27 protein-coding genes are annotated in these 25,884 nt (G+C 64.3%); 19 read left to right on the top strand and 8 right to left on the bottom strand.

Annotated features, from left to right (window positions below; translation table 11 throughout):
* The first annotated feature begins 122 nt into the window (after positions 1-122).
* The 8 genes from RQP54_RS09190 (at position 123) to RQP54_RS09155 (ending at position 8,026) form a co-directional block, all read left to right on the top strand.
* On the top strand, positions 123-1,370 hold the full coding sequence (locus RQP54_RS09190; RefSeq protein ID WP_315677949.1) for an ABC transporter substrate-binding protein: 1,248 nt from the start codon (positions 123-125) through the stop codon (positions 1,368-1,370).
* 111 nt (positions 1,371-1,481) lie between these two features.
* Positions 1,482-2,396 (top strand): sugar ABC transporter permease, encoded by a 915-nt coding sequence (locus RQP54_RS09185; RefSeq protein WP_315677948.1) that lies wholly within the window; start codon positions 1,482-1,484, stop codon positions 2,394-2,396.
* 8 nt (positions 2,397-2,404) lie between these two features.
* Positions 2,405-3,259, top strand: a complete 855-nt coding sequence (locus RQP54_RS09180) for a carbohydrate ABC transporter permease (protein WP_315677947.1) — start codon at positions 2,405-2,407, stop codon at positions 3,257-3,259.
* A 10-nt stretch (positions 3,260-3,269) separates the two neighbouring features.
* Entirely contained in the window at positions 3,270-4,412 is a 1,143-nt protein-coding gene (locus RQP54_RS09175) for a sn-glycerol-3-phosphate ABC transporter ATP-binding protein UgpC (RefSeq protein ID WP_315677946.1), read from the top strand.
* Positions 4,409-5,314 (top strand): BadF/BadG/BcrA/BcrD ATPase family protein, encoded by a 906-nt coding sequence (locus RQP54_RS09170; protein WP_315677945.1) that lies wholly within the window; start codon positions 4,409-4,411, stop codon positions 5,312-5,314. Before RQP54_RS09175 ends, RQP54_RS09170 begins: the two co-directional genes overlap by 4 nt.
* Before the next feature lie 19 nt (positions 5,315-5,333).
* Positions 5,334-6,356, top strand: coding sequence for an SIS domain-containing protein (locus RQP54_RS09165; RefSeq protein WP_315677944.1), 1,023 nt, complete (start codon positions 5,334-5,336; stop codon positions 6,354-6,356).
* 55 nt (positions 6,357-6,411) lie between these two features.
* Complete coding sequence (locus RQP54_RS09160) at positions 6,412-7,215, top strand: D-hexose-6-phosphate mutarotase (RefSeq protein WP_315677943.1); 804 nt, start codon at positions 6,412-6,414, stop codon at positions 7,213-7,215.
* Positions 7,216-7,267: 52 nt separating this feature from the next.
* Positions 7,268-8,026, top strand: a complete 759-nt coding sequence (locus RQP54_RS09155) for a hypothetical protein (RefSeq protein WP_315677942.1) — start codon at positions 7,268-7,270, stop codon at positions 8,024-8,026.
* Between the two features lie 6 nt (positions 8,027-8,032).
* Here RQP54_RS09155 and RQP54_RS09150 read toward each other — a convergent pair whose 3' ends face one another.
* The 4 genes from RQP54_RS09150 to RQP54_RS09135 form a co-directional block, all read right to left on the bottom strand.
* On the bottom strand, positions 8,033-8,371 hold the full coding sequence (locus RQP54_RS09150) for a zinc ribbon domain-containing protein YjdM (RefSeq protein WP_315677941.1): 339 nt from the start codon (positions 8,369-8,371) through the stop codon (positions 8,033-8,035).
* Positions 8,372-8,444: 73 nt separating this feature from the next.
* Entirely contained in the window at positions 8,445-8,729 is a 285-nt protein-coding gene (locus RQP54_RS09145) for a hypothetical protein (RefSeq protein WP_315677940.1), read from the bottom strand.
* 5 nt (positions 8,730-8,734) lie between these two features.
* Positions 8,735-11,155 (bottom strand): DNA topoisomerase IV subunit A, encoded by a 2,421-nt coding sequence (gene parC, locus RQP54_RS09140; protein ID WP_315677939.1) that lies wholly within the window; start codon positions 11,153-11,155, stop codon positions 8,735-8,737.
* A gap of 67 nt (positions 11,156-11,222) precedes the next feature.
* Positions 11,223-13,208 (bottom strand): DNA topoisomerase IV subunit B, encoded by a 1,986-nt coding sequence (locus tag RQP54_RS09135; RefSeq protein ID WP_315677938.1) that lies wholly within the window; start codon positions 13,206-13,208, stop codon positions 11,223-11,225.
* A gap of 113 nt (positions 13,209-13,321) precedes the next feature.
* Here RQP54_RS09135 and RQP54_RS09130 point away from each other — a divergent pair, with 113 nt between their 5' ends.
* The 4 genes from RQP54_RS09130 (at position 13,322) to bamC (ending at position 17,312) form a co-directional block, all read left to right on the top strand.
* Positions 13,322-14,536, top strand: a complete 1,215-nt coding sequence (locus RQP54_RS09130) for an MFS transporter (protein WP_315677937.1) — start codon at positions 13,322-13,324, stop codon at positions 14,534-14,536.
* A gap of 123 nt (positions 14,537-14,659) precedes the next feature.
* A complete protein-coding gene (locus tag RQP54_RS09125) occupies positions 14,660-15,241 on the top strand; it encodes a class I SAM-dependent methyltransferase (protein WP_315677936.1) in 582 nt (193 codons plus the stop codon).
* Positions 15,242-15,295: 54 nt separating this feature from the next.
* Positions 15,296-16,192 (top strand): 4-hydroxy-tetrahydrodipicolinate synthase, encoded by an 897-nt coding sequence (dapA, locus tag RQP54_RS09120; RefSeq protein ID WP_315677935.1) that lies wholly within the window; start codon positions 15,296-15,298, stop codon positions 16,190-16,192.
* A gap of 28 nt (positions 16,193-16,220) precedes the next feature.
* Positions 16,221-17,312 (top strand): outer membrane protein assembly factor BamC, encoded by a 1,092-nt coding sequence (bamC, locus tag RQP54_RS09115; RefSeq protein WP_315677933.1) that lies wholly within the window; start codon positions 16,221-16,223, stop codon positions 17,310-17,312.
* Positions 17,313-17,394: 82 nt separating this feature from the next.
* Here the strand turns inward: bamC and RQP54_RS09110 are convergent, their stop codons facing one another.
* Together RQP54_RS09110 and RQP54_RS09105 are read right to left on the bottom strand one after the other, a co-directional pair.
* Positions 17,395-17,586 (bottom strand): hypothetical protein, encoded by a 192-nt coding sequence (locus RQP54_RS09110; RefSeq protein WP_315677932.1) that lies wholly within the window; start codon positions 17,584-17,586, stop codon positions 17,395-17,397.
* Positions 17,587-17,744: 158 nt separating this feature from the next.
* The gene (locus tag RQP54_RS09105; RefSeq protein ID WP_315677931.1) at positions 17,745-18,281 is read right to left on the bottom strand and encodes a hypothetical protein; all 537 of its coding nucleotides are present in this window, start codon (positions 18,279-18,281) and stop codon (positions 17,745-17,747) included.
* Positions 18,282-18,329: 48 nt separating this feature from the next.
* Here RQP54_RS09105 and RQP54_RS09100 point away from each other — a divergent pair, with 48 nt between their 5' ends.
* A complete protein-coding gene (locus RQP54_RS09100) occupies positions 18,330-18,863 on the top strand; it encodes a peptidylprolyl isomerase (RefSeq protein WP_315677930.1) in 534 nt (177 codons plus the stop codon).
* Positions 18,864-18,869: 6 nt separating this feature from the next.
* On the opposite strand, the gene dut is transcribed toward RQP54_RS09100, so the two are convergent.
* Together dut and coaBC are read right to left on the bottom strand one after the other, a co-directional pair.
* Positions 18,870-19,316: a dUTP diphosphatase gene (dut, locus tag RQP54_RS09095; protein WP_315677929.1), complete on the bottom strand. Its 447-nt coding sequence runs from the start codon at positions 19,314-19,316 to the stop codon at positions 18,870-18,872.
* A gap of 9 nt (positions 19,317-19,325) precedes the next feature.
* A complete protein-coding gene (coaBC, locus tag RQP54_RS09090) occupies positions 19,326-20,546 on the bottom strand; it encodes a bifunctional phosphopantothenoylcysteine decarboxylase/phosphopantothenate--cysteine ligase CoaBC (RefSeq protein WP_315677928.1) in 1,221 nt (406 codons plus the stop codon).
* A 201-nt stretch (positions 20,547-20,747) separates the two neighbouring features.
* On the opposite strand from coaBC, the gene RQP54_RS09085 reads away from it, so the two are divergent.
* From RQP54_RS09085 to RQP54_RS09060, 6 genes are read left to right on the top strand one after another with little or no spacing between them, the layout of a single operon-like run.
* On the top strand, positions 20,748-22,400 hold the full coding sequence (locus RQP54_RS09085) for a CTP synthase (protein WP_315677927.1): 1,653 nt from the start codon (positions 20,748-20,750) through the stop codon (positions 22,398-22,400).
* Between the two features lie 9 nt (positions 22,401-22,409).
* On the top strand, positions 22,410-23,267 hold the full coding sequence (gene kdsA / locus RQP54_RS09080) for a 3-deoxy-8-phosphooctulonate synthase (protein WP_315677926.1): 858 nt from the start codon (positions 22,410-22,412) through the stop codon (positions 23,265-23,267).
* Between the two features lie 13 nt (positions 23,268-23,280).
* Positions 23,281-23,589, top strand: coding sequence for a DUF1330 domain-containing protein (locus tag RQP54_RS09075; RefSeq protein ID WP_315677925.1), 309 nt, complete (start codon positions 23,281-23,283; stop codon positions 23,587-23,589).
* Positions 23,590-23,621: 32 nt separating this feature from the next.
* Positions 23,622-24,905, top strand: a complete 1,284-nt coding sequence (eno, locus tag RQP54_RS09070) for a phosphopyruvate hydratase (protein ID WP_315677924.1) — start codon at positions 23,622-23,624, stop codon at positions 24,903-24,905.
* 32 nt (positions 24,906-24,937) lie between these two features.
* On the top strand, positions 24,938-25,213 hold the full coding sequence (locus RQP54_RS09065; protein WP_315677923.1) for a septum formation initiator family protein: 276 nt from the start codon (positions 24,938-24,940) through the stop codon (positions 25,211-25,213).
* A complete protein-coding gene (locus tag RQP54_RS09060; protein ID WP_315677922.1) occupies positions 25,210-25,878 on the top strand; it encodes an ATP-binding protein in 669 nt (222 codons plus the stop codon). Before RQP54_RS09065 ends, RQP54_RS09060 begins: the two co-directional genes overlap by 4 nt.
* Positions 25,879-25,884 lie beyond the last annotated feature (6 nt).

The raw sequence follows: 25,884 nt of genomic DNA, 5'->3' as shown, positions 1-25,884 counted from the left end.
CAACACCGCCTCGCAGCAGAAGTTTGAAATTACAGGGGTCACAGCATAACCTCCGCCCCGCTGAATGGCCAACGCAGCCTGCCGCAGCCAGCAGTTTCATCAACCAATGACCAGGAGATAACATGTCCCAACCCCTTCGCCTCGCCGCCATTGCCGCCGCGCTGGCCTGCGCCGGCCTGGCCCAGGCCGGTACCCTCACCATCGAAAGCTGGCGTGTCGACGACAAAGGCCTGTGGGAAGAGGTGCTGCTGCCTGCCTTCGCCAAGGCCCACCCCGGCATCACCGTGAAGTTCGCGCCAACCGCCCCCCCCGAATACAACTCGGCCCTGAATGCGCGCCTGACCGCGGGCACCGCCGGTGACCTGGTGACCTGCCGCCCCTTCGACGTGGCGCTGGACCTGTACAAGAAGGGGCACCTGGAAAAGCTCAACGGCAACCCGGCCCTGAAGAACTTCCCCGAGTCGGCCCAGGTAGCCTGGCAGACCGACGATGGCAAGGACACCTACTGCGTGCCCATGGCCTCCGTGATCCACGGCTTCTTCTACAACAAGAAGGTGTTTGCCGAACTGGGCCTGAGCGTGCCCAACACCGAAGCCGAGTTCTTCTCGGTGCTGGACAAGATCAAGGCAGCTGGCAAGGTGGCTCCGCTGGCCCTGGGTACCGCCGACCAGTGGGAAACCAACCAGATCGTCTACACCGGCATCGGCCCGAACTACTGGAAGGGTGAAGAGGGTCGCAAGGCCATCATCGCCGGCAAGAAGAAGTTCACCGACGCCGAGTTCGTGGCCCCGTTCGAAGCCATGGCCAAGTGGTCCGCCTACCTGCCCAAGGGTTACCAGGCCCAGACCTATGGCGACTCGCAGAACCTGTTCGGCAGCGGCCGCGCCGCCATCTACCCCGCGGGTTCCTGGGACATTTCCTACTTCGAAGGCAACAGCAAGATCGAGTTCGGCGCCTTCAAGCCGCCGGTGCAGAAGGCGGGCGACACCTGCTACATCTCGGACCACACCGACATTGCGATGGGCATCAACAGCAAGAGCAAGAACAAGGCCGACGCCCAGGTGTTCCTGAACTGGCTCGCCAGCAAGGAATTCGCCGACCTGTACACCAACAAGGTCACCGGCTTCTTCTCGCTGTCCAACCACACCATCGACGTGAAGAACCCGGTAGCCAAGGAAATGATCGGCTGGCGCAAGCAGTGCAAGAGCACCATCCGCCTCAATGCCCAGATCATGAGCCGTGGCACCCCCAGCATGGAGAACGAACTCTGGAACGTGAGCTCGCAGGTGCTCAACCAGAAGATGGCTCCCAAGGACGCCGCTGCGCAGATCCAGAACGGATTTGCCAAGTGGTACACGCCAGCCAAGTAAACCGCAGGCCGGCCTGAACTGCCCGCGCGCCGCCCTGGCCGCGGGCTGCCGCGGTGCCGCACACCGGCACCGCGGGTCTTCCTTCGACTCCCCGACCCCTGAAGGTCTTCCATGAAACTCGGCTTTTCCTGGCGCGTGCTGGTGTTCATCGCCCCTGCGCTGCTGATCTATGCCACGTTCAGCGCCCTGCCGCTGATCGACACCCTGCGCCTGGGGCTGTACACCGCCGACGACACCGGTGTGCGCAGCTTTGCGGGCCTGGCGAACTACCACACCATCCTGAGCGACCCGCAGTGGTCGGCAAGCTTCTGGAATGCGATGTCGAACAACGTGAAGTTCTTCGGCATCCACATGGCGGTGCAGAACCCGGTGGGCCTGCTGCTGGCGGCGTTGCTGTCGCTGCGCAACGTACGCTTTGCCGCCACCTACCGCACCGTGTTCTTCCTGCCTACGCTCCTGTCGGTGGTGATCATCGGCTTTGTCTGGCAGCTCATCCTGTCGCCCTTGTGGGGCGTGTCCGAGCGGCTGCTCACCTTGGTGGGGCTGGGCGACTGGTTCGCCCCGTGGCTGGGCCTGGAAAGCAGCGCGCTGGTCACCGTCTCGCTGATGTCGGTGTGGCAGTACATCGGCGTACCCATGATGCTGATCTACGCCGCGCTGATCGCCATCCCTGAGGACATCATCGAAGCGGCGGTGGTCGAGGGCGCTTCGCCCTGGCGCATCTTCTGGCAGATCCGCCTGCCACTGATCCTGCCCACGCTGGGCCTGGTGACCATCCTCACCTTCGTGGCCAACTTCAACGCCTTTGACCTGATCTACACCGTCAAGGGCGCGGTGGCCGGCCCGAACTACAGCACCGACATCCTGGGCACGCTGTTCTACCGCACCTTCTTCGGCTACCAGTCGCAGGTGGCCAGCCCGACCATGGGGGCCGCCGTGGCCACGCTCATGTTCCTGGTCATCCTGGCGGGTGTGGCCGTGTACTTTCTTGCGGTGCAGCGCCGGCTGCAGCGCTTTGCCATGTGAGGTCCGAAATGGCAAACCCATCCTCCTCCCATCCCCTGCCGCTGGCACCCAGCCGCGTCTTCGTGCATGCCACGCTCATCGCCTACCTGCTGCTGGCGCTCCTGCCAATCCTGCTGGTGTTCATGAACTCGTTCAAGAGCCGTGACGCCATCTTCAACGACCCGCTGGCCTGGCCCACTCCGGAGACCTTCTCGCTGATTGGCTACACCAAGGTGCTGGGCCGCTCCGATGTGCTGCTGTACTTCGGCAACAGCTTCATCGTCACGGTGGCCTCGCTGTTCTTCATCCTGTTGTTCGGGGCCATGGCGGCCTGGGGCCTGTCGGAATACCGCTTTCGCGGCAACCGCTGGCTCAAGTTCTTCTTTGCCTTCGGCATCATGGTGCCGATCCGCCTGGGCACGGTCTCCATCCTGCAACTCATGGTGGAGCTCAACCTGGTCAACACGCTCACGGCCCTGGTGCTGGTGTACGTGGCCCAGGGGCTACCGCTGGCCATCATGATCCTGTCCGAATTCATGGGGCAGGTGCCCGGTGAACTCAAGGACGCAGCGCGCTGCGATGGCGTGGACGAGTTCCGCATCTTCTTCCAGGTGATCGTGCCGCTGATCCGCCCGGCCATCGCCACCGTGGCGGTGTTCACCATGGTGCCGATCTGGAACGACCTGTGGTTCCCGCTGATCCTGGCCCCGTCGGAAAAGACCCAGACCATCACGCTGGGCATCCAGCAGTTCGTGGGGCAGTACGCCACCGACTGGAATGCCGTGCTGGCCTCGCTCTCGCTGGCCATCGTGCCGGTGGTCACCCTCTACGCCCTGTTCTCCCGTCAACTGATCCGCGGCATCACCGCGGGCGCCGTCAAGTAAGGCCCCTCCCATGGCAAGCGTTTCCCTCCAGAACATCAGCAAGCGCTACGGCAACAACCCGCCGGTATTGCACAACATCAACCTCGACATCGAGCACGGCGAACTGGTCGTGCTGGTCGGCCCCAGCGGCTGCGGCAAGTCCACGCTCTTACGCGTACTGTGCGGGCTCGAAGACATCAGCAGTGGCGAGCTGCACATTGGCAACGACCTGGTCAATGACCTGCCGCCGGCCGAACGCGGCATCGCCATGGTGTTCCAGAGCTACGCCCTCTACCCGCACATGACGGTGTACCGCAACATGGCCTTTGGATTGAACATCTACGGTGCCAGCAAGGCCGATATCGACAAGCGTGTGCGCGACGCTGCCAAAGCGCTGCACATCGACCACCTGCTGGAGCGGCTGCCACGCGAACTCTCGGGCGGGCAACGCCAACGCGTGGCTATCGGCCGCGCCATCGTGCGCGAGCCGCGCCTGTTCCTGTTCGACGAGCCCCTGTCCAACCTGGACGCTGCGCTTCGCGCCAAGACCCGCATCGAGCTGGCCCGCCTGCACCGCGAACTGGGCGCGACCATGGTCTATGTGACCCACGACCAGGTGGAGGCCATGACCCTGGGCGACAAGATCGTGGTGCTCAATGAAGGCCATGTGCAGCAGGCTGGCACACCGCTCACGCTGTACCAGCAACCGGCCAACCGCTTCGTCGCCACCTTCATCGGCTCGCCCACCATCAACCTGCTGCCCGCCCGTGTGGTGGACGTACTGGATGGCGGCGCCCGACTTCTTCTGGGCAATGGCAGTACCGTGCTCGCCACGGTGGACTCCAGCACCCTGCAGCCCGGTGAAACGGTGGAGATCGGACTGCGCCCAGAACACTGCGAAGTGCTGGCTGCCGGGGTTGCACCGGGTGCCGACGACACCGCGCTGGACGCCGAGATCACGCTAGTGGAGCACCTGGGCGAGTCGAACCTGCTGTACCTCAAGATGGACGACGGGCAGGAGCTGATCGTGCGTGGCGACGGCAATGCCGAAGTGCATCTGGGCGACTCGGTGATCGTGCGCGCGGCACCGTCGGCGCTGTACCTGTTCAAGGCCGACGGACAGGCCTGCCGACGCCTGAACCCCGGCAACATGCGCAGCGCCCACGCACGATGAACCTCCGCTTCAACTTCGCTGCGCTGCCACCCCGCGTGCACTACGCCGTAGGGGTCGATGGCGGCGGCACCAGCACCCGCGCCCGCGTCCTGCACCGCAGCGGCGAAACGGTGGGTGAAGGGCGTGCCGGCGCTTCCGGGCTAGTGCAGGGCGTGGCCCAGGCCTGGCTGCACATCGGGCAAGCCATCGTGCAGGCCACCCAGGGGCGTCTGCAGCCCGGCTGGCAGCCCCCAACGCCCGAAAACACCGCGCTCGGCATCGGCTTGGCCGGGGCCAATGTGGCACCGTGGCGCACCCAGTTTCTGGAAGCCGACCCCGGCTATGCCCGTCTGGTGGTGGAGTCGGACGCCACCACCGCCCTGGTCGGGGCCCACGGTGGGCGCCCCGGTGCCTTGGTGATTCTGGGCACTGGGTCCATTGGCGTGGCTTGCGATGCGCGGGGCCACCACCGTACCGTGGGCGGCTGGGGCTTTCCCAGCGGCGACGAGGGCAGTGGTGCGTGGTTGGGGTTGCGCGCCATGGCCCGCACCCAATGGGCCGTGGATGGACGCAGCCCCCACAGCCCCCTCACCCGCGCCCTCTTCGCCCGCCTCGGCGCCACCCCTGACGCCTTGCTGGCTTGGTGTACCCAGGCCAACCAACACGCGTACGCCAGCCTGGCGCCGCTGGTGTTCGAACACGAAGGCGACGACCCACTGGCGCACGCGCTGCTGCAAGAGGCAGTACTCAGCCTGCAACAACTGGCCCATGCGCTCGATCCGGACCAGGCCCTCCCCTTGGCCCTGGGCGGAAGCATCGCGCAGCGTTTGGCGTCGCGTCTGCCGGCCCCGCTGGCCGCCCGGGTGGTCACGCCCGCAGGCGATGCCATGGACGGTGGCCTGGCCCTGTGTTTCACCCCCTGACTATCCAAAGGATTCCGATTTGTCTACCTTGATGCTGGAAGAAGCGCGAGCTGCTGCGCACTGTGTGGCGCAGCAGCTCGCCCACGACGAAGAACGCTATGCCGCTCTGGGTGCTGCCCTGCGCTCCCATGCCCCGCAAGGCACCGTGACGATTGCGCGAGGCAGCTCTGACCATGCAGCGGCCTACTTCGCCTACCTGGTGATGTCGCGCACCGGGCAGTTGGTGACCTCGTTGCCGATGTCGCTGCTGACGCTGTACCGTGCGCCCATGGCCCAGGCGCGGCTGCTGGCGGTGTCCATTTCCCAGTCAGGCCGCAGCCCGGACCTGGTGGAGTCGATGCGCGAGTTTCGCAACGCCCAGGCCACGACCGTGGCGCTGGTGAACGACGCGCAATCACCCTTGGCGGACGCCGTGGACTGGACCCTGCCACTGTGGGCGGGCCCGGAGAAGAGCGTCGCCGCCACCAAGAGCTTCATCTGCGCGCTGGTGGCCGGGGCGCGCCTGGCCGCCCACTGGGGCCAACAGCGCGACTTGCTGCAGGCCCTGACCACGCTGCCCGACGCCCTGCGTGCGGCCTGCACCCAGGACTGGAGCGCGGCCGTGCCCCTACTGCGCCCTGCCGAGCGGCTGATGGTCATTGGCCGCGGCCCTGGCCTGGCGCTGGCGCAGGAAGCGGCGCTGAAGTTTAAGGAAACCTGCACCATCCAGGCCGAGGCCTTCAGCGGCGCCGAAGTCAAGCACGGCCCCATGGCCCTGGTGGATGAGCGCTACCCGATGCTGGTGTTCGCGCTGCGCGGTCCTGCACAAGCCAGCCTGGTGGCACTGGCCGCCGAAATGCGCACCCGGGGTGCCCAGGTACTGCTGGCCGCACCCGACGATGTGGCCGAGCGCGACCTCACCCTGAGTACCACCGACCACGAGGACCTGGACGCGATCACCGCGATCCAGAGTTTCTACCTGCTGGCCGAAGCCGTGGCCCGGGCCCGGGGTCTGGACCCTGACCGGCCTCGCCACCTCTCCAAGGTCACCGCCACGCGCTGACTTTCTCCACCAAGCTTCGGCCACGATAGACACGGCGGCGGCCTAAGATCGCGGCATGGCACATTCCCCCATCGAACACTGCACCCTGCAAGGCGCTGCGTCCGTGCGCCTGCACGGACGCGACGGTGCCCACTGCACGGCATTGCTGTACGGCGGCCAGGTGGTTTCCTGGTGCGACGCCCACGGCCGCGAGCTGCTGTACCTGAGCCCACAGAGCCGCCTCGACGGCAGCGCCGCCGTACGCGGTGGCATTCCGGTGGTGTTTCCGCAGTTTGCCGCCCAGGGCCCCTTGCAGCGCCACGGCTTCGTACGCACGAAGCACTGGCAACTGGAGCCCAGCGACGGCCGCCAAAACGACCGCATCACGCTGGTCTGGCACCACACGCAAGCAGACCATGCAGAGTGGCCGCATGACTGTCGCGTGCAACTGCATGTGCAACTGCTGGACCAAGCGCTGCAGCTGGAACTCGACGTGAAAAACACCGGCACCAGCCCACTGCCCTTCTGTGCCGCACTGCACACCTACCTGGCCACCGCCGATGCGGCGAGCACGCTGTTGCACGGTTTGCGGACAGACGGACAGGCCCAGCACTTCGCGGAGCCGATCGACCACTTGCAATTCGACCAGACCCAGCCCATGCAATTGGTGACGCCACAGCACACCTTGCGCATCGCCCAGGAGGGATTTGCGGATGCGGTCGTGTGGAATCCGGGTGCTGGCCATGGCCTGGGTGACCTGCCGCCCGACGGGTACCGCCATTTCGTATGTGTGGAAGCGGCGCAGTTGCGACCGGTGGTATTGGCTGCAGGTGCCCGCTGGAGGGGTAGCCAGACCTTGCGGGCGCTGTCTCTGGCCTGAGACGCCCCGCCCAATCCGTCGGACAATGGCAGGTCACACCGTGAGCTGGACCATGAACCCCCTGCATACCGAACTCGTACGCCTGTATTTCGCCGACCCGCAGCACGCGCTGCTGCATGACGCCACGCGCTCGCCGCTGCTCGGGGCGGACGGCCATGTGCGTTGTGCCGTGCTGGAGCTTGCCCGTCCGGCCGACTGGAGCCTGCTCGGCGCGGTATGGCGTGGCGTGCAGACCGACTTGGACCTGCCGGCCCCGGCCATCGCCATCAACGGTGCCGACGGCTACCAGCTGTGGTTCGCCTGGCAACAGCCGCTGCCCGCCGCTGAGGTGACCGACTGGTTGCAGGCACTCTGCCGCAGGTATCTGGGTGCGGTGCCACCGGCGCGCCTGCATTGCTGGCCTGGCAAGGCTACCGCAGACGACGACCCGGCACCTCCGCTGCCACCCACATTGCACCCGCGCAGTGGCCAGTGGTCCGCCTTCATTGCGCCCGACCTGGCCGCCGTGTTTGCAGACGAGCCCTGGCTCGACCGCGACCCAGGGCTGGAAGCCCAGGCCCATTTGCTGGGTCGATTGGAAGGCATGAAGCCGCAGGACTTTGCCAAGTCCTGGCAGCTTTTGCAGCCGGTGCCTCTGGCACCCACACCAGGCGCGTCGCCCGCAGCACCACACTTCGCCGCGCCCCAGCCTTCGCGCGAGGGCTACCCGACCGATACACCCGCCGCATTTCTGCAGGCGGTGATGCAGGACGCCTCCGCCCCGCTGGGCTTGCGCGTGCAGGCCGCTGCGGCGCTGCTTGCAACGCGTTAGAAGCAACTACACCTTCTTCACGAACTCGGTCTTGAGCTGCATGGCGCCAAAGCCGTCAATCTTGCAGTCGATGTCGTGGTCGCCGTCGATGAGGCGGATGTTCTTGACCTTGGTGCCGACCTTGATGGCGCTGGACGAGCCCTTGACCTTGAGGTCCTTGACAAGCACCACGGTGTCACCATCCTGCAGCACGTTGCCATTGGCGTCCTTCCACACCCGCGCTGCGTCAAGCTCGGGCGCCGCGTCGCGGCTCCATTCATGGCCGCACTCGGGGCAGACCAGCATGGTGCCGTCTTCGTAGGTGTACGCGGATTTGCACTGGGGGCATGGAGGCAAGGCGCTCATGTCATTTCTTTCTGTGTTTTGGGCCCTGGCCCTCGTGAATACTGCGCAAGCAGCTATAAATTACGTAGCAACATCAATGCCGAACCGGCGCCTGCTTGAGCGCTTCCATCAGCATGTCGGGCGAGCCGCCCTCGGCAATGTGCTGCTTGTACCAGACGCTCAGGATGGTGCTGACCACCGGACCGGGGTTTTCCTGCACCTTGGCAAAGTCCCAGCCGTTGAGCTTGCAGATGCGCTCCACCAGGTCCATGTCGAGGTCGATGGCATCCTGCGCGCAGCGGCGCAGTTTCAGGTCTTCGAATACCGCCCCCTCGGGCAATTTCAGCTTGAGGGTCGTGTCGTTGGGTGGAGTGGTCATGGTGCTTATTCGACGCGGGTAATACGTTGGGGCTTGAATCCCAGATCGGCCACCTTGCCCTTGCGGCCGCGCACGGCACGGGCGTTGTTGAGGCTGCGGATTTCCAGCGTTTCCTCGCGCTCCTTGCCACCGCGACCCAAGCCTTCGATGCGGATGGAGCGGGTGTATGCAGCGGCGCCAGCCAGGGTGTCCTTGTCTTCCAGGTCCAGCAGCATCAGGCCGCGCCCGCCGTTGGCCATGGCCTTGAGTTCGGCAATCTCGAACGTGAGGATGCGACCCAGCGTGGAGGCGCAGGCCACATGGGTGGCAGGCGGTACCAATGCAGCGCCTGGCGTGGAATTGGCGGTGATGGGTGCTTCGCCTTCCTTCGGCTCCTTGGGCGGCAGGCGGAACAGGGCTCCCGCTACCAGCGAGGGCGCGCACAGGGTCTCACCGGCATTGCAGGTCACGAAGGCCTTGCCGGCTTTCTGGCGCGACACCATGTTTTCCACACTGGCAATGAAGCCGTAGCCTGCGCTGCTGGACAGCAGCAAGGTAGCCGCTGCAGGGCCCGCGAAGTAGTGGGCGATCTGGGTGCCGGCCTCCAGCTCGATCAGGGTGGTGATGGGCTGGCCGTCGCCACGCCCGCCCGGCAGCAGCGACACCGCCACCGAATACACGCGCCCGTTGTTGCCGAACACCAGCAGGGTGTCGACGGTGCGGCACTCGAAGGTGCCGTACAGGCCGTCTCCGGCCTTGAAGGCGAAGCTGCCGGCCTCGTGCCCGTGGCCGGTGCGGGCGCGCACCCAGCCTTTTTCGCTGACCACCACGGTCACCGGCTCGTCCAGCACCTTCACTTCGGCCACGACCTTCTTCTCGGCCTGGATCAGGGTGCGGCGGGCGTCGGCAAAGGTCTTGGCATCGGCCTCGATCTCCTTGACCATGACACGGCGCAAGGCAGCGGGGCTGCCGAGGATTTCTTCCAGCTTGGCCTGCTCGCCACGAAGCTCCGACAGCTCCTGTTCGATCTTGATGGCTTCCAGCCGCGCCAATTGGCGCAGGCGGATTTCGAGAATGTCTTCGGCCTGGCGTTCGCTGAGGCGGAAGCGCTCGATCAGCGCGGCCTTGGGCTCATCCGACTGGCGGATGATGGCAATCACCTCGTCGATGTTGAGCAGCACCAGCTGGCGCCCTTCGAGGATATGGATGCGGTCCATCACCTTGCCCAGGCGGTGGCGGCTGCGCCGCTCGATGGTGGTCTGGCGGAAGGCAATCCACTCAGTGAGCATCTGGCGCAGCGACTTCTGCACCGGCTTGCCGTCCAGCCCCACCATAGTGAGGTTGATGGGCGCCGAAGTTTCCAGGCTCGTGTGGCCTAAGAGCGCGGTAATCAGCTCCTGCTGCTCCACGCGGCTGCTCTTGGGTTCGAACACCAGGCGCACCGGCGCGTCCTTGCTCGACTCGTCGCGCACGCAGTCCAGCACGGCCAGCATGCTGGCCTTGAGCTGGGTTTGGTCTTGCGTTAGGGCCTTCTTGCCGGCCTTGACCTTGGGGTTGGTAATCTCTTCGATCTCTTCCAGCACGCGCTGGCTGCTCACGCCGGGCGGCAGCTCGTTCACCACCAGCTGCCACTGGCCACGCGCCAGGTCTTCGATCTTCCAGCGCGCACGCACCTTGAGGCTTCCACGGCCCGTGCGGTAGGCATCGGCAATGTCGCCGGCCGGGCTGATGATCTGGCCGCCGCCGGGGTAGTCGGGGCCGGGCACCAGTGTGAACAGCTCCTCGTCGGCCAATGCGGGCGTCTTGATGAGCGCCACGCAGGCGTCGGCAATCTCACGCAGGTTGTGGCTGGGGATCTCCGTCGCCAAACCCACCGCAATGCCGCTGGCACCGTTGAGCAGCGCAAACGGCAGGCGCGCGGGCAGCTGCTTGGGCTCTTCGGTGGAGCCGTCGTAGTTGGGGATGAAGTCCACCGTGCCCTGGTCGATTTCGTCGAGCAAGAGCGAGGTGATCTTGGACAGGCGTGCTTCGGTGTAGCGCATGGCGGCGGCACCGTCGCCGTCGCGCGAGCCGAAGTTGCCCTGGCCGTCGATCAGCGGGTAGCGCTGCGAAAAGTCCTGCGCCATGCGCACCAGCGCGTCGTAGGCGGCGGTATCGCCATGCGGGTGGTAGCGGCCCAGCACGTCGCCCACCACGCGGGCGCTCTTGACCGGCTTGGCCGGCGTGTTGTTGTTGGGGCCGCTGTAGCCCAGCCCCATGCGCTCCATGGCGTACAGGATGCGCCGCTGCACGGGCTTTTGGCCGTCCACCACATCGGGCAGCGCCCGGCCCTTCACCACAGAAAGCGCGTACTCCAGGTAAGCGCGCTGGGCGTAGTTCGCCAGGTTGAATTCGTCGTCCGCACCGCCGCTGGCGGTGGGCACTTCAATGATCGGTGTATCGCTCATGTTTGGGGTTCAATTCGGGCCCTAGCCCTCGTATTCATTGCGTAGGAAGCTACTGAAACAATAGCGACTAGATGTCGATCTCAACCGAATCGCCGTGCAGTTCCATGAGCTCGCGACGCGAGGCAGCCTCGCCCTTGCCCATGAGCTTGGTCATCAGGTTCTCGGTGGCACCGAAGTCGATGGAACCCAGGTGCACCGGCATGAGGCGGCGGGTATCGGGGTTGAGCGTGGTGTCCCACAGCTGCTCGGCATTCATCTCGCCCAGGCCCTTGAAGCGGCTGATCTGGCACTTCTCGCGCGCCACGCCTTCCTTGGCGCATTTGTCGAGGATGGCATGCAGTTCGCCGTCGTCCAGCGCGTAGGCCTTGGTCGCAGGCTTCTTGCCGCGCGCCGGCACGTCCACGCGGTACAGCGGCGGGCGCGCCACGTACACGTGCCCCGCTTCGATGAGCTTGGGGAAGTGGCGGAAGAACAGGGTGAGCAGCAGCACCTGGATGTGCGAGCCGTCCACGTCGGCGTCAGACAGGATGCAGACCTTGCCGTAGCGCAGGCCGCTCAAATCGGGCGTGTCATTGGGCCCGTGCGGGTCCACGCCAATGGCCACGGCAATGTCGTGCACTTCGGTGTTCTTGAACAGCAGGTCGCGGTCCACCTCCCAGGTGTTGAGCACCTTGCCGCGCAGCGGCAGGATGGCCTGGGTTTCCTTGTCGCGGCCCATCTTGGCGCTGCCGCCAGCCGAGTCGCCCTCCACGAGGAACATCTCGTTGTAGGCAATGTCGCGGCTTTCGCAGTCGGTCAGCTTGCCCGGCAACACGGCCACACCCGAGCTCTTGCGCTTTTCCACCTTCTGGCCGGCGCGCTGGCGCGCCTGCGCCGCCTTGATAACCAGTTCGGCCAGCTTCTTGCCCTGCTCCACATGCTGGTTCAGCCACAGCTCCAGCGCCGGGCGCACAAAGCTGCTCACCAGGCGCACGGCGTCGCGCGAATTGAGCCGCTCCTTGGTCTGGCCCTGGAACTGCGGGTCCAGCACCTTGGCGGACAGCACATAGCTGGCGCGCACGAACACGTCTTCGGGCATGAGCTTCACGCCCTTCGGCAGCAGCGAATGCAGCTCGATGAAGCTCTTCACCGCCTGAAACAGGCCGTCGCGCAGGCCGCTTTCGTGCGTGCCGCCGGCCACGGTGGGGATCAGGTTCACATAGCTTTCGCGCACGGGGCTGCCGTCTTCGGTGAAGGCCACGCACCAGCTGGCGCCCTCGCCTTCGGCAAAGCTGTCGTTGTTGCCATCGGCATAGCCTTCGCCATCAAACATGGGGATGAAGGGGTCGGCGGTGAGCGTCTGCGCCAGGTAGTCGGCCAGGCCGCCCTTGTACTGCCAGGTCTGGCTTTCCTTGTTCTTCTCCTGCACCAGCGTGACCGACACGCCGGGCATGAGCACGGCCTTGCTGCGCAGCAGGTGGGTCAGCTCACCCAAGGGCAGGTTGGCGGATTCGAAATACTTGGCATCGGGCCAGACCCGCACGGTGGTGCCGGACTTGCGATCCTTCTCGCCATCGGCACCCTCACCCGCCTTGCGTACCTGCAAGGCTTCGGTGACGTCACCGCCTTCGAACACGATGCGCGCCACCTGGCCCTCGCGGTAGCTGGTGGCTTCCAGGCGCTTGCCCAAGGCATTGGTCACGCTCACGCCCACGCCGTGCAGACCGCCCGAGAAGCTATAGGCGCCGCCCTTGCCCTTGTCAAACTTGCCGCCCGCGTGCAGGCGGGTGAACACCAGTTCAATGACCGGCGCCTTTTCCTCGGGGTGCATGCCGAACGGAATGCCACGGCCGTCGTCCTCGATGCTGACGGAGCCGTCGGTGTGCAGGGTGACCTTGATCTTCTTGCCGAATCCGGCCAGGGCCTCGTCGGCCGCGTTGTCCAGCACTTCCTGAATGATGTGCAGGGGGTTGTCGGTGCGGGTGTACATGCCCGGGCGCTGCTTGACGGGCTCCAGGCCCTTGAGCACACGGATCGAACCTTCGGAATAGTCGGAGGGGGATTTTTCAGCCATGGGGCGCGATTGTAGTGACCTGTAAATCAAGAAGCTGTATGAATATACAGTCTAACCTCGATCCAATATCCCAGCCGCGTGCTGCACTGCCGCATCCGCGCTACAGTTGCCGCATGCACCGCTCCACCCCCCATAGCCTCTCCACCACCCAGGTCCTGGCCTGCGGTGCCATCATCGTGACGCTTTCCATGGGCATCCGCCACGGCATTGGGCTGTGGCTGCTACCCATCACCCAGGCCCAGGGCTGGACGCGCGAGCATTTTGCGTTTGCCATCGCGATCCAGAACCTGGCCTGGGGTTTCTGCGGCATCTTTGCCGGCATGCTGGCCGACCGCTTCGGTGCCGCGCGGGTCATCATGGGTGGCTCGGTGCTGTACGCGCTGGGCCTGAGCGGCATGGCCACCAGCACCACGCCGGTGCTGTTTGCCCTGACAACCGGCGTGCTCATCGGCGCCGCACAGGCAGGCACCACCTACGCGGTGGTGTATGGGGTGATCGGCCGCAACGTCTCGGCGGAAAAGCGCTCGTGGGCCATGGGTGTGGCCGCGGCCGCCGGGTCCTTCGGCCAGTTCCTCATGGTGCCGACCGAAGGCTTTCTGATTTCCACCCTGGGATGGCAGGAAGCGCTGGTGGCCTTGTCCGCCGCCTGCTTGCTGATGATTCCCGTGGCACTGGGTCTGCGGGAGTCATCGCAGTCGCTGGCACGCAGCAACGCCCAGCAAAGCGTGTGGCAGGCACTCAAGGAAGCCTTCAAGTACCCCAGCTTCCAACTGCTCATGGCCGGCTACTTCGTGTGCGGCTTCCAGGTGGTGTTCATCGGCGTGCACATGCCCTCTTACCTCAAGGACAAGGGCCTGTCGCCGCAGGTAGCGAGCTATGCCCTGGCGCTGATCGGCCTGTTCAACGTCTTCGGCACCTATGCCGCGGGTGCCTTGGGGCAGAAACTGGCCAAACGCCACATTCTGGCCTTCATCTACTTCGGCCGCGCGGTCGCCATCAGCCTGTTCCTGCTGGCGCCGCTCAGCCCCACCAGCGTGTACCTCTTCGCGGCGGTAATGGGCGTACTGTGGCTTTCAACCATTCCGCCGACCAATGCGGTCATCGCCCAGATCTTTGGCGTGGCGCACCTCTCGATGCTGGGGGGCTTCGTATTCTTCAGCCACCAGATCGGTTCGTTCATGGGCGTCTGGCTTGGCGGCTACCTGTACGACCGCACCGGCAGCTACGACGTGGTCTGGTACATGGCCATCGCGCTGGGCGTCTTTGCCGCCTTGGTGAACCTGCCGGTTCGCGAAAGCGCCATCGCCCGCACGGCGCCGGCACATTGAAGGCCATGCAACGTCTGGTCTGGCCCCTGATCACGCTGGTGCTGCTGGCGGTATCGACCCTGTACCTGCAGCCGGACTTCATGGTGCAGATGGCCAACCAGATCTGGGCCTGCTTCTAAACCCATGACCACGCCCGCCCCGCACACTGCCATGGCGCCGCCCTCCGGTTGGGTGCAGCGCTGGTCGCACCTGGTGCGCTCCGGCGGTACGGTGCTGGACGTGGCCTGCGGCGGCGGCCGGCATCTGGCCTGGTTTGCCGCGCGCGGCCATGCGGTCACCGGTATCGACATTGACACCCAGGCTGCGAGTGGCCAGGTTCCGGCAGCCCGCCTGGTTCAGGCGGATATCGAACAGGGCCCGTGGCCGCTTGCCAAGGCAGCGGGCGTCCACGAGGAATTCGATGCCGTGGTGGTCACCAACTACCTCTGGCGGCCACTCTGGGGACACCTGCTGGCCAGTCTGGCGCCCGGTGGTGTGCTGCTGTATGAAACCTTTTCCACCGGCAACGAAACCGTGGGCCGCCCGTCGCGCCCCGACTTCCTGCTGCAACGGGCCGAATTGCTGCAGGTCTGCGCCGGATTGCGCATCGTCGCCTTCGAAGAGGGCACCCTGGAGCAACCGGCGCGCTTCGTGCAGCGGATCGCCGCCGTGCGCGAAGTCCAGAACGGTCAACCGCCAGCATTACCTCCCGTTTACCTTCTGTAGTTCCCGCCCCCTGGGGTACTGGGTAGAATGCACCTTTCCCGATAACACGCTGATATGACCGCTAACTTTCGCCCCATTCGTGGCAGCATCGTCGCCCTCGTCACCCCCATGCTCGATGACGGAGCCGTGGACTACCCCGCGCTGCGAAAGCTCATCGACTGGCACATTGCCGAAGGCACTGACTGCATCGGCGTGGTCGGCACCACGGGCGAATCGCCCACGGTGAGCGTGGAAGAACACTGCGAGATCATCCGCGTCGCCGTGGAACAGGCTGCTGGCCGCGTGCCGATCATGGCGGGCTGCGGCGCCAACTCGACCCGAGAAGCCATTGAACTGGCCCAGTTTGCTAAGAAAGTCGGTGCCGACTGCCAGCTACAGGTCGTGCCCTACTACAACAAGCCCACCCAGGAAGGCCAGTACCAGCACTTCAAGGCGATTGCCGAGGCCACGGGCGACCTGCCCGTCATCCTCTACAACGTGCCTGGCCGCTCCGTCGCCGACATGGCGCACGACACCGTGCTGCGCCTGGCGCAGGTGCCCGGCATCGTCGGCATCAAGGAAGCCACCGGCAATATCGAGCGCGCCCAGTGGCTGATCAAGGAAGCCCCCAAGTCCTTCTCCATCTACTCCGGTGACGACCCGACGGCCGTGGCCCTGATGCTGTGCGGTGGCCATGGCAATGTGAGCGTGACCGCCAACGTGGCACCGAAGCTGATGCACGAGCTGTGCATGGCGGCGATTGCCGGAAACGTCGCTCGTGCCATGGAAATCCAGATGCAGTTGCTGCCCCTGCACAAGGCGCTGTTCGTGGAGTCCAATCCCATCCCCGTGAAGTGGGCCGTGGCCCGCATGGGCCACTGCAAGGACGCCCTGCGCCTGCCGCTCACCCCACTGACTGCAGCGGGTCAACAGGCCTTGGGACCGGTGTTGAAGTCCTGCGGTCTGGTCTGAACGCTTCCTGCTTGATATTGAGGTTTTTGTGAAGCCCTATTCTTCGTTCGTCCTGATCGGCATCGCTGCCGCAGCCCTGTCCGGGTGTTCCGCCCTGGAGACCGACAAGGTCGATTACAAGAGTGCGCCCGCCAAAGCGCCTCCGCTGGTCGTGCCACCGGATCTGACCCAGTTGTCCAAGGACACGCGCTATGCGGTTGTCGACGGGGGCGTCTCGGCGTCCGGTACCACCACGGTGGCCAATGGGACCAACAAGGTACCTATAGCAGCCGTCAGCCTCGGCGACGTGCGCATCGAACGCTCGGGCAGTCAGCGCTGGCTGGTGGTCAACCGCCCGGCTGATGCCCTGTGGGAGCCTGTAAAGGATTTCTGGCAGGAAAACGGCTTCAACCTGGCCATGGACCAGGCCAACCTCGGCATCATGGAAACCGATTGGGCGGAAAACCGCGCCAAGCTGCCGATGGATTTCATCCGCAACTCGCTGGGTAAACTGATCGACGCCCTGTACTCGACCCCCGAGCGTGACAAGTTCCGCACGCGGCTGGAGCGCAACAGCGACGGTGCCACTGAGATCTACATCAGCCACCGCGGCATGATCGAGGTCTATACCAGCGAAGGCCGTGGTGCCACGGTGTGGCAGCCCCGCCCAGTAGACCCCGAACTGGAAGCCGAATTCCTGCGTCGGTTGATGGTGAAGCTCGGTGTAGCCCCTGAGCAGGCCAAGTCGACGGTGGCGGCGGCTGCGGCCAACAAGCCGGTTTCGTCGGTCGCCACGGTGGACGGCCAGGCGGCCATGACCATCAACGAAAACTTTGACCGCAGCTGGCGTCGCGTCGGGCTGGCGCTGGACCGCACAGGGTTCACGGTAGAGGACCGGGACCGCAAGCGCGGAATTTACTTTGTGCGCTACGTCCCGTTGACCCCAGAAGGCAGCGAACCGGGCTTCTTCTCCAAGCTTTTCTCCAGCTCCAAGGATGCCAAGGGGCCGGTCAAGTACCAGATTCAGGTCCAGGAGAAGTCAGGCGTATCTCTGGTGACGGTTCTCAATGAGAGCGGCGCTGCAGAAACTACAGAGAACGCCAAGCGCATCCTCTCGGTGCTCGCAGCCGACATCAAGTAATTGCCATGTGTCCGCCGCGCAGGCGGCGGCTAGCGACGAAAAAAAAGCCACCCGAGGGTGGCTTTTTGCGTCGCGGCAGAAATTACTGCTTGGGAGCTTCGGAAGCGGCAGCGGCGGGAGCAGCAGCAGGAGCGGAAGCGTCAGCAGCGGGAGCAGCAGCGGGAGCGGGAGCAGCAGCAGGAGCGGGAGCAGCAGCAGGAGCTTCTTCTTTCTTACCGCAAGCAGCCAGGGCAGCAGCAGCGATCACGGCTGCCAGAACGAGAGACTTGTTCATGTTTTAAATACCAAAGTGAGTTAACGAAACAATTTCCGGAAATTGTCGAGGTGGCAAGCCACCCAGACTCCAGCACAAAGCATTCGATCTCCTTGCACTGAAGCGCGGGATTATACAAAACTCATAGCACCCTCCTAGGGAAAACCCCCTAAGGGTTTCTACAGTCCCAAAGTCGTTGCGGGAAAGCCCACAGATCCGTGCTGGTAACACTCCTGCACTTCAGCACCGATCTGCACCAGCCGCTGGCGTTCACCTCCTCGCCAGCCAATGCTGCGTTCCAAGTCCATCCGCAGCACCGCATGGTCGGGAGCCCACAGCACACTGGGCAACTCCAGGCCCGGCACATGGCTGCACACTCGGCATTCGATCAGGTGATCCCACTGCTGCCGCCAAGTGACAAATCGAGGATGCAGACGCACCACATCATCGTAACGGCGTGCCAGCATGCGCAAGTGGCGACCCGCGTGAGCCCAGGCATTGAGCTGTTCCACCACCAAGCGCTCACCCAGGGGCCAATCGTGAAAATCCGGATCAGACCAGACCATCCAAGGCCAGCCCTGCGCAGCCGCCTGCGAAAGTGCATCACGCAGGCATTGTGCAAACTCGCTGGGCCCGGAAAACCGACCGCTTGCGAGCCCCTGCGGCGCCTGCAGTGGCGGAGATGATTCATTGGCCGATGGGGGTTCGGATGTCATGTGCATGCCCTTTCTGCCATGAATGGCACAAGCTGCGACAATTGTGCGATGGAAATCACACAACAATGCGTCGTTGCCCTGACCTGGACGCTGAAAGACACCTTGGGCGAAGTACTGGACGTGCTCGACGAACCGGTCGAATTCCTCATCGGTGGCAATGACCTCCTTCCCGTCATCGAAGAAGCGTTGCTGGGCCATACCCCAGGTGCCTCGGTTGAACTGCAGATCGAACCCGAACAGGCGTTCGGTGACTTCGATGACCAGCTCATCTTCCTGGAGCCGCGTGCCCTGTTCCCCAAGGAACTCGAAGAAGGCCAACTGTTCGAAGGCTCAGCGCTGCCCGCTGGCTGCAATCCCGACGCACCAAAGAATGCCCTTTTCTGTGTCACCGACATCTATCCGGAACATGTGGTGCTCGACGGCAACCATCCGTTGGCGGGCATTGCCATCCGCCTGCATGTCAAGGTGCAAGCGGTGCGTGAAGCAACCGAGGCCGAAATCGGCCAAGGCAGCACCGGCAGCGGATTCTTCCGCATCCAGGCGCCGCACAGCCACGCGCCCGGCAGCGGCTCGCTGCACTGAACCTTCTCAGTGCTTTCCGGTGGAACCGTAACCGCCCTCACCACGTTCCGATGCAGGGAAATCCTGTACCAGATTGAACTGGGCCTGCACCACCGGAACGATCATCAGTTGTGCAATGCGCTCCATGGGTTGGATGGTGAAGGCCACATCGCTGCGGTTCCAGGCACTGACCATGAGCTGCCCCTGGTAGTCACTGTCGATCAGCCCCACCAAATTGCCGAGCACGATGCCGTGCTTGTGCCCGAGCCCCGAGCGCGGCAGGATCAGCGCCGCGTAGCCGGGATCGGCCAGGTACATGGCCATGCCGGTGGGCACCAGCTGCCAGGCATTGGGCTCCAGCGTCAGCGGGGCATCCAGGCAGGCGCGCAGATCCAGCCCGGCACTCCCCGGGGTGGCATAGGTGGGCATATGTTCGGCGATGCGGGGATCCAGGATCTTGACGTCAACTTTCATGGGCTTCTCTCAACGGGTTGCAGCAGGCAAACGGCCTGCAATGGCGGCCACCAACTGGCGCGCCAGGGACAGTTTGGACGCACGAGGCAATTCAGTTGCGCCCTGTGCATCGACCAACAGCAGGGCATTGTCGTCCTGCCCGAAGGTGGCCGGGCCAATGTTGCCTACCAGCAGGGGAACGTTCTTGCGCGCACGTTTGGCGGTGGCATGGGCCAGCAGGTCGTGGCTCTCGGCGGCAAATCCCACGCAGTAGAGCGAGCCGCTGCGGGCACGGGCGCTGGCCGCCAGGGTGGCCAGGATGTCCGGGTTCTCGACAAAGTTCAGCGTCGGCGTTGCACCGCTGCCATCCTTCTTGATCTTCTGGTCACTGGCCTGCGCCACGCGCCAATCGGCCACCGCAGCAGTTGCTACGAAAACAGAAGCGCCTTGTGCATATTCTTCGCAGGCTGCAAGCATTTCTACTGCCGAGCGCACGTCGATGCGACGCACCCCACGGGGCGTAGCCAGTGCGACAGGGCCTGCCACCAGCGTCACGTCGGCCCCTGCCTCGCGGGCGGCCCGCGCGATGGCGAAGCCCATCTTGCCGCTGGACAGGTTGGTGATGCCGCGCACCGGGTCAATGGCTTCGAAGGTGGGGCCGGCAGACACCAGCACACTGCGACCTGCGAGCAGCTTGGGCTGGAAGAAGGCAATCAGGTCGTCCAACAGTTCAGACGGCTCCAACATGCGGCCGTCACCGGTTTCGCCACAGGCCTGCTCGCCGAACCCCACACCCAGCACGTGGGCGCCATCGGCTTGGAGTTGCGCAAAGTTGCGCTGGGTGGCTGGGTGCGTCCACATCTCGCGGTTCATGGCCGGGGCAAGGAGCAAGGGCACGGTGTCGCGCGGGCGTGCCAGGCACATCAGGCTCAGCACCTCGTCGGCCCGGCCAGTGGCCAGACGGGCCGCAAAATCCGCACTACAGGGGGCGATGACGATGGCGTCGGCCTCTCGCCCCAGGTTGATATGGGGCATGTTGTTGGGCGTGGCGGCATCCCACTGCGAAGTGCACACCACGCGACCACTGAGCGCCTGCATGGTGACTGGCGTGATGAACTCCGTGGCAGCTTCGGTCATCACCACCTGCACGGTCGCGCCGGCCTTGACCAGCAAGCGGCAGAACTCGGCCGATTTGTAGCAGGCCACCCCGCCACTGAGACCCAAGACAATGTGTTTTCCCGCCAGTTCCATGGCTGAAGCCCTGCTGTTGCAACAAAAGGCGCAATGTAGCAGAGCCAAACTGCGTGGTTCGAAGCGACCAATGAGCGCCGCCGGGCCGCCCCAAGGCGCGAAGGCCCCCATGGGGGGCAGCGACCCGCGTAGCGGCGGAGCGTGGGGGCCACGTATAATCTCGCTTTACCACCTCATCGAACGCAAGGCGTTCGCCCGGACATGACCAAATTTGTCTTCGTCACCGGCGGTGTGGTGTCTTCCCTGGGTAAGGGAATCGCCTCTGCCTCCCTCGCTGCGATCCTGGAATCGCGGGGCCTGACAGTCACCCTCATCAAGCTCGATCCCTACCTCAACGTCGACCCGGGGACGATGTCGCCCCTGCAGCACGGTGAAGTTTTCGTGACCGACGACGGTGCCGAAACCGACCTCGACCTCGGCCACTACGAGCGCTTCATCGAATCGAAGATGCGCAAGGCCAACAACTTCACCACCGGCCAGATCTACAAGAGCGTGCTCGACAAGGAACGCCGCGGTGACTACCTGGGCAAGACCGTGCAGGTCATTCCCCACGTCACCAACGAGATCCAGGAATTCGTCAAGCGCGGTGCCCGCATGGGCGAGGCCGACGCCGTGGACGTGGCCATCGTCGAGATTGGTGGTACCGTGGGCGACATCGAGTCCCTGCCGTTCCTGGAAGCTGTGCGCCAGCTGAGCCTGAAGCTGGGCCCCAACAACACCGCCTTCGTGCACTTGACTTACCTGCCCTGGATTGCCGCGGCCGGTGAACTCAAGACCAAGCCTACCCAACACACGGTGCAGAAGCTGCGCGAAATCGGTATCCAGCCCGACGCCCTGCTGTGCCGCGCCGACCGCTCCATTCCAGACGATGAGCGCGAGAAGATTTCGCTCTTCACCAACGTGGCGAGCTGGGGCGTCATCTCGATGCCCGACGTGAACACCATCTACAAGGTGCCGCGCGTGCTGCACGAGCAAGGGCTCGATGGCCTGATCTGCGACAAGCTGCGCCTCAACACTCCCCCGGCCAACCTCAAGCGATGGGATGACCTGGTCTACGAGACCGAGAACCCGCGCGGTGAAGTCACCATCGCCATGGTGGGCAAGTATGTGGACCTGACCGACAGCTACAAGTCGGTCAACGAGGCCCTGCGCCATGCCGGCATGAAGAACCATGTGCGCGTCAAGATCGAACACGTGGACTCCGAAACCATCGACTCCAACGCAGCGGAGCAACTTTCGAAGTACGACGCGATCCTGGTGCCCGGCGGCTTCGGCAAGCGTGGCGTGGAAGGCAAGATCAGCACCGCGCGCTTTGCCCGCGAGAGCAAGACTCCCTACCTGGGCATCTGCCTCGGCATGCAGGTGGCGACCATCGAATTCGCACGCAATGTGGCTGGCCTGAAGGAGGCCAACAGCACCGAGTTCGATCCCTCCTGTGCCAACCCCGTCATCGCCCTCATCACCGAGTGGAAAGATGCCGACGGCTCCATCCAGACCCGCAACGAGAACTCCGACCTGGGCGGCACCATGCGCCTGGGCGCGCAGAGCTCGGACGTGGCCCAGGGCACCATCGCCCACGCCATTTACGGTGACGTCGTCACGGAGCGCCACCGCCACCGCTACGAGGCCAACGTGAACTACCTGGACAAACTGCGAGAGGCCGGGCTGGTGATCTCGGCACTTACCCAGCGTGAGAAGCTCACGGAGATCGTGGAGCTCCCCAAGCCCGTTCACCCCTGGTATGTAGGTGTGCAGTTCCACCCCGAGTTCAAGTCCACCCCCTGGGATGGGCACCCGCTGTTCAACGCCTTCATCCGTGCCGCACTGGACCACCAGGCCCAGCGCGCCGCCTGAGGAACCACCATGGAACTGTGCGGATTCAAGGTCGGACTCGATCAACGCTTTTTCCTGATCGCAGGGACCTGCTCCATTGAGGGCCTTGAAATGTCGCTGGATGTGGCCGGACAACTCAAGGAAATCTGCACGGCGCTGAACATTCCGCTGATCTACAAGGGTTCGTTCGACAAGGCCAACCGCTCCTCGGGCGCCACCTTGCGGGGTGTCGGCATGGAGAAGGGGCTGAAGATTCTTGACGAGGTGCGCCGCCAGACCGGCCTGCCGGTGCTGACCGATGTGCACGATGAGACTCAGGTGGCCGAAGTGGCCAGCGTGGTGGATGTACTGCAGACACCTGCCTTCCTGTGCCGCCAGACCGATTTCATCCGCGCCGTGGCCAAGTCCGGCAAGCCAGTGAACATCAAGAAGGGCCAGTTCCTCGCGCCCTGGGACATGAAGAACGTCATCGACAAGGCCCGCGCTGCCGCCGAGGAATCCGGTCTGTCACCAGACCGCTTTCTGGCCTGCGAGCGCGGTGTGAGCTTTGGCTACAACAACCTCGTGGCCGACATGGTGAGCCTGGCGGAAATGCGCAAATCGGGTGCGCCGGTGGTGTTCGACGTGACCCACGCGGTGCAGAAGCCCGGCGGCCAGGGCACCAGCAGCGGCGGTGCCCGCGACATGGTGCCGGTCCTAGCGCGCGCCGGTGCCGCGGCGGGTGTGGCGGGTTTCTTCATGGAAACCCACCCGAAACCTGCGGAGGCCTGGTCCGACGGCCCCAACGCCGTGCCACTCAAGCACATGAAGGCGCTGCTGCAAACCCTGGTGCAGCTGGACGATGTGGCCAAGCGCAACCCGTTCCTCGAAGACGTTTTCAACACCTGAAGGAACACGATCCATGGCTTATGGCTACGTCATCGTCGACATGAACATCAGCGACATGGACGCGTACAAGCAGTACATGGCGGCCGCACCGGCCTCGATCCAGGCCGCTGGCGGCGAGTACCTGGTGCGCGGCGGCCAGCTGCAAGCCATGGAAGGTGAGTGGCAGCCGGCGCGCATGGCCGTGCTGCGCTTTCCGAGCTTCGCCCAGGCCAAAGCCTGGTACGAGGGTGAGATGTACCAGCAGGCCCGTCAGAAGCGGCTCGGCGCCACCAGCCATTTCAACCTGGTGCTGGTCGAAGGCGTGGACGCCCCGGTTTTTTGAGTTTTGACTTTTTGATTCGTAAAGGAAGATAAATGAGCGCAATCGTTGACATCGTAGGTCGCGAAGTCCTGGACTCCCGCGGCAACCCCACCGTGGAATGTGATGTGTTGCTGGAATCCGGCACCATGGGCCGTGCGGCTGTGCCCTCGGGCGCCTCCACCGGCTCGCGCGAAGCCATTGAACTGCGTGACGGCGACAAGAGCCGCTACCTGGGCAAGGGCGTGCTGAAGGCCGTCGAGCACATCAACACCGAAATTTCCGAAGCGGTGCTGGGCCTGGACGCCTCCGAGCAAGCCTTCCTGGACAAGACCCTCATTGACCTCGACGGCACCGACAACAAGAGCCGCCTGGGCGCCAACGCCATGCTGGCCGTGTCCATGGCCGTCGCCCGCGCTGCTGCGGAAGAAGCCGGCCTGCCCCTGTACCGCTATTTCGGTGGTATGGCCGCTGTGCAGCTGCCCGTGCCCATGATGAACGTCATGAACGGCGGCGCCCACGCCAACAACAACCTCGACCTGCAAGAGTTGATGATCATCCCCGTGGGTGCACCGACTTTCCGCGAAGCCGTGCGCTGGGGTGCCGAAACCTTCCACGCCCTGAAGAAGATCATCCACGACAAGGGGATGAGCGTGGCCGTGGGCGACGAAGGTGGCTTTGCCCCCAACGTGGCCAGCCACGAAGCAGCGATCCAGATGATTCTGGAAGCGATTGACAAGGCCGGCTATGTGGCCGGTGAGCAGATCGCCCTGGGCCTGGACTGCGCCGCTTCCGAGTTCTACAAGGACGGCAAGTACCACCTCGAAGGCGAAGGCCTGGTGCTCTCCAGCCAGGAATGGACCGACATCCTGGCCACCTGGTGCGACAAGTACCCCATCGTCTCCATCGAAGACGGCATGGCCGAAGGCGACTGGGACGGATGGAAGATCCTGACCGACCGCCTGGGCAAGCAGGTGCAGATCGTCGGTGACGACCTGTTCGTGACCAACACCAAGATCCTGAAGGAAGGCATCGACAAGGGCATCGCCAACTCGATCCTCATCAAGATCAACCAGATCGGCACCCTGACCGAGACCTTCGCCGCCATCGAGATGGCCAAGCGTGCCGGCTACACCGCCGTCATCAGCCACCGCTCGGGCGAAACCGAAGACTCCACCATTTCCGACATCGCCGTGGGCACCAACGCCGGCCAGATCAAGACTGGCTCGATGAGCCGCTCCGACCGCATGGCCAAGTACAACCAGCTGCTGCGCATCGAGGAAGACCTGGGCGACGTGGCCGTGTACCCCGGCCGTAGCGCGTTCTACAACCTGCGCTGATAATCGGCCCTCGCCTGAATCACAGACCTACCATGTCACAACGCTTAGTCCCAGCCGTCCTGATCGCGCTGTTGCTCGTTGTGCATGGCCAGTTGTGGTTCGGGCGCGGCAGCCTCCCCAGTGTGTCCAAACTGCGCCAGCAGCTCAAGGAGCAGCAGGCGCAGAACCAGTTGGCATCACTGGCCAATGACCGGTTGGCGGCGGAGATCCTGGACCTGCAGGAGGGTCTGGAAATGATCGAAGAAAAAGCGCGGATGGAGTTGGGCATGGTCAAGCCCAACGAAATCTTTGTCCAGCTCACCAAGTGAGCCTCCTGCCCCCGGCATCGGCACCACGTGCCATTGCCATCCTCGGTGCCGAATGCACCGGCAAATCCAGCCTTGCTTCCCAGTTGACCCAGGCATTGCTTGCCCGCGGCCAGTCCTCCACGACCGTGGACGAGCAGCTGCGGATCTGGTGCGAACGAAACGGACGCATCCCTCGCGCCGATGAACAGCGAGGCATTGCCTGTGCTCAGCAGCAGGCCATGGAGACAGCCTTGGCAAGCCACGCGTGGGTCGTATGCGATACCACACCCCTGGTCACCGCGGTCTACAGCGAACTGGTCTACGACGACACCAGCCTGTACCCCGAGGCGCTGGCCTGGCAGAAGCAATATGCACTGACGCTGTTGACGGGTTGCGACCTGCCCTGGGTGGCCGACGGTTTCCTGCGCGATGGTGAAGGGGCACGCCAGCGTTTTGACCAACGCATGCGCGACGTGCTGGTGCAGTCCGGCACCGCGTTTTCCTTGGTACTGGGACAAGGCAGCGCGCGCCTGGAAGCTGCCCTACGCATCATTGATCGGCAGTTGCTGAGGAGCCCCAGTGACGCCACTGCAGCGCACACGCCCTGGAAGTGGATGTGCGAGCGCTGCTCCGACGCGCAGTGCGAGCACCGGCTGTTTCGCGGACTGACCAACGAAACAGCCTGAGTTCAG

The sequence above is a fragment of the Curvibacter sp. APW13 genome (assembly GCF_032337135.1).
In the GTDB taxonomy this organism is placed as follows: Bacteria; Pseudomonadota; Gammaproteobacteria; order Burkholderiales; family Burkholderiaceae_C; genus Allorhodoferax.
Note: the sequence above shows the minus strand (reverse complement) of the source record. Positions and strands in the feature narration are given on the sequence as shown.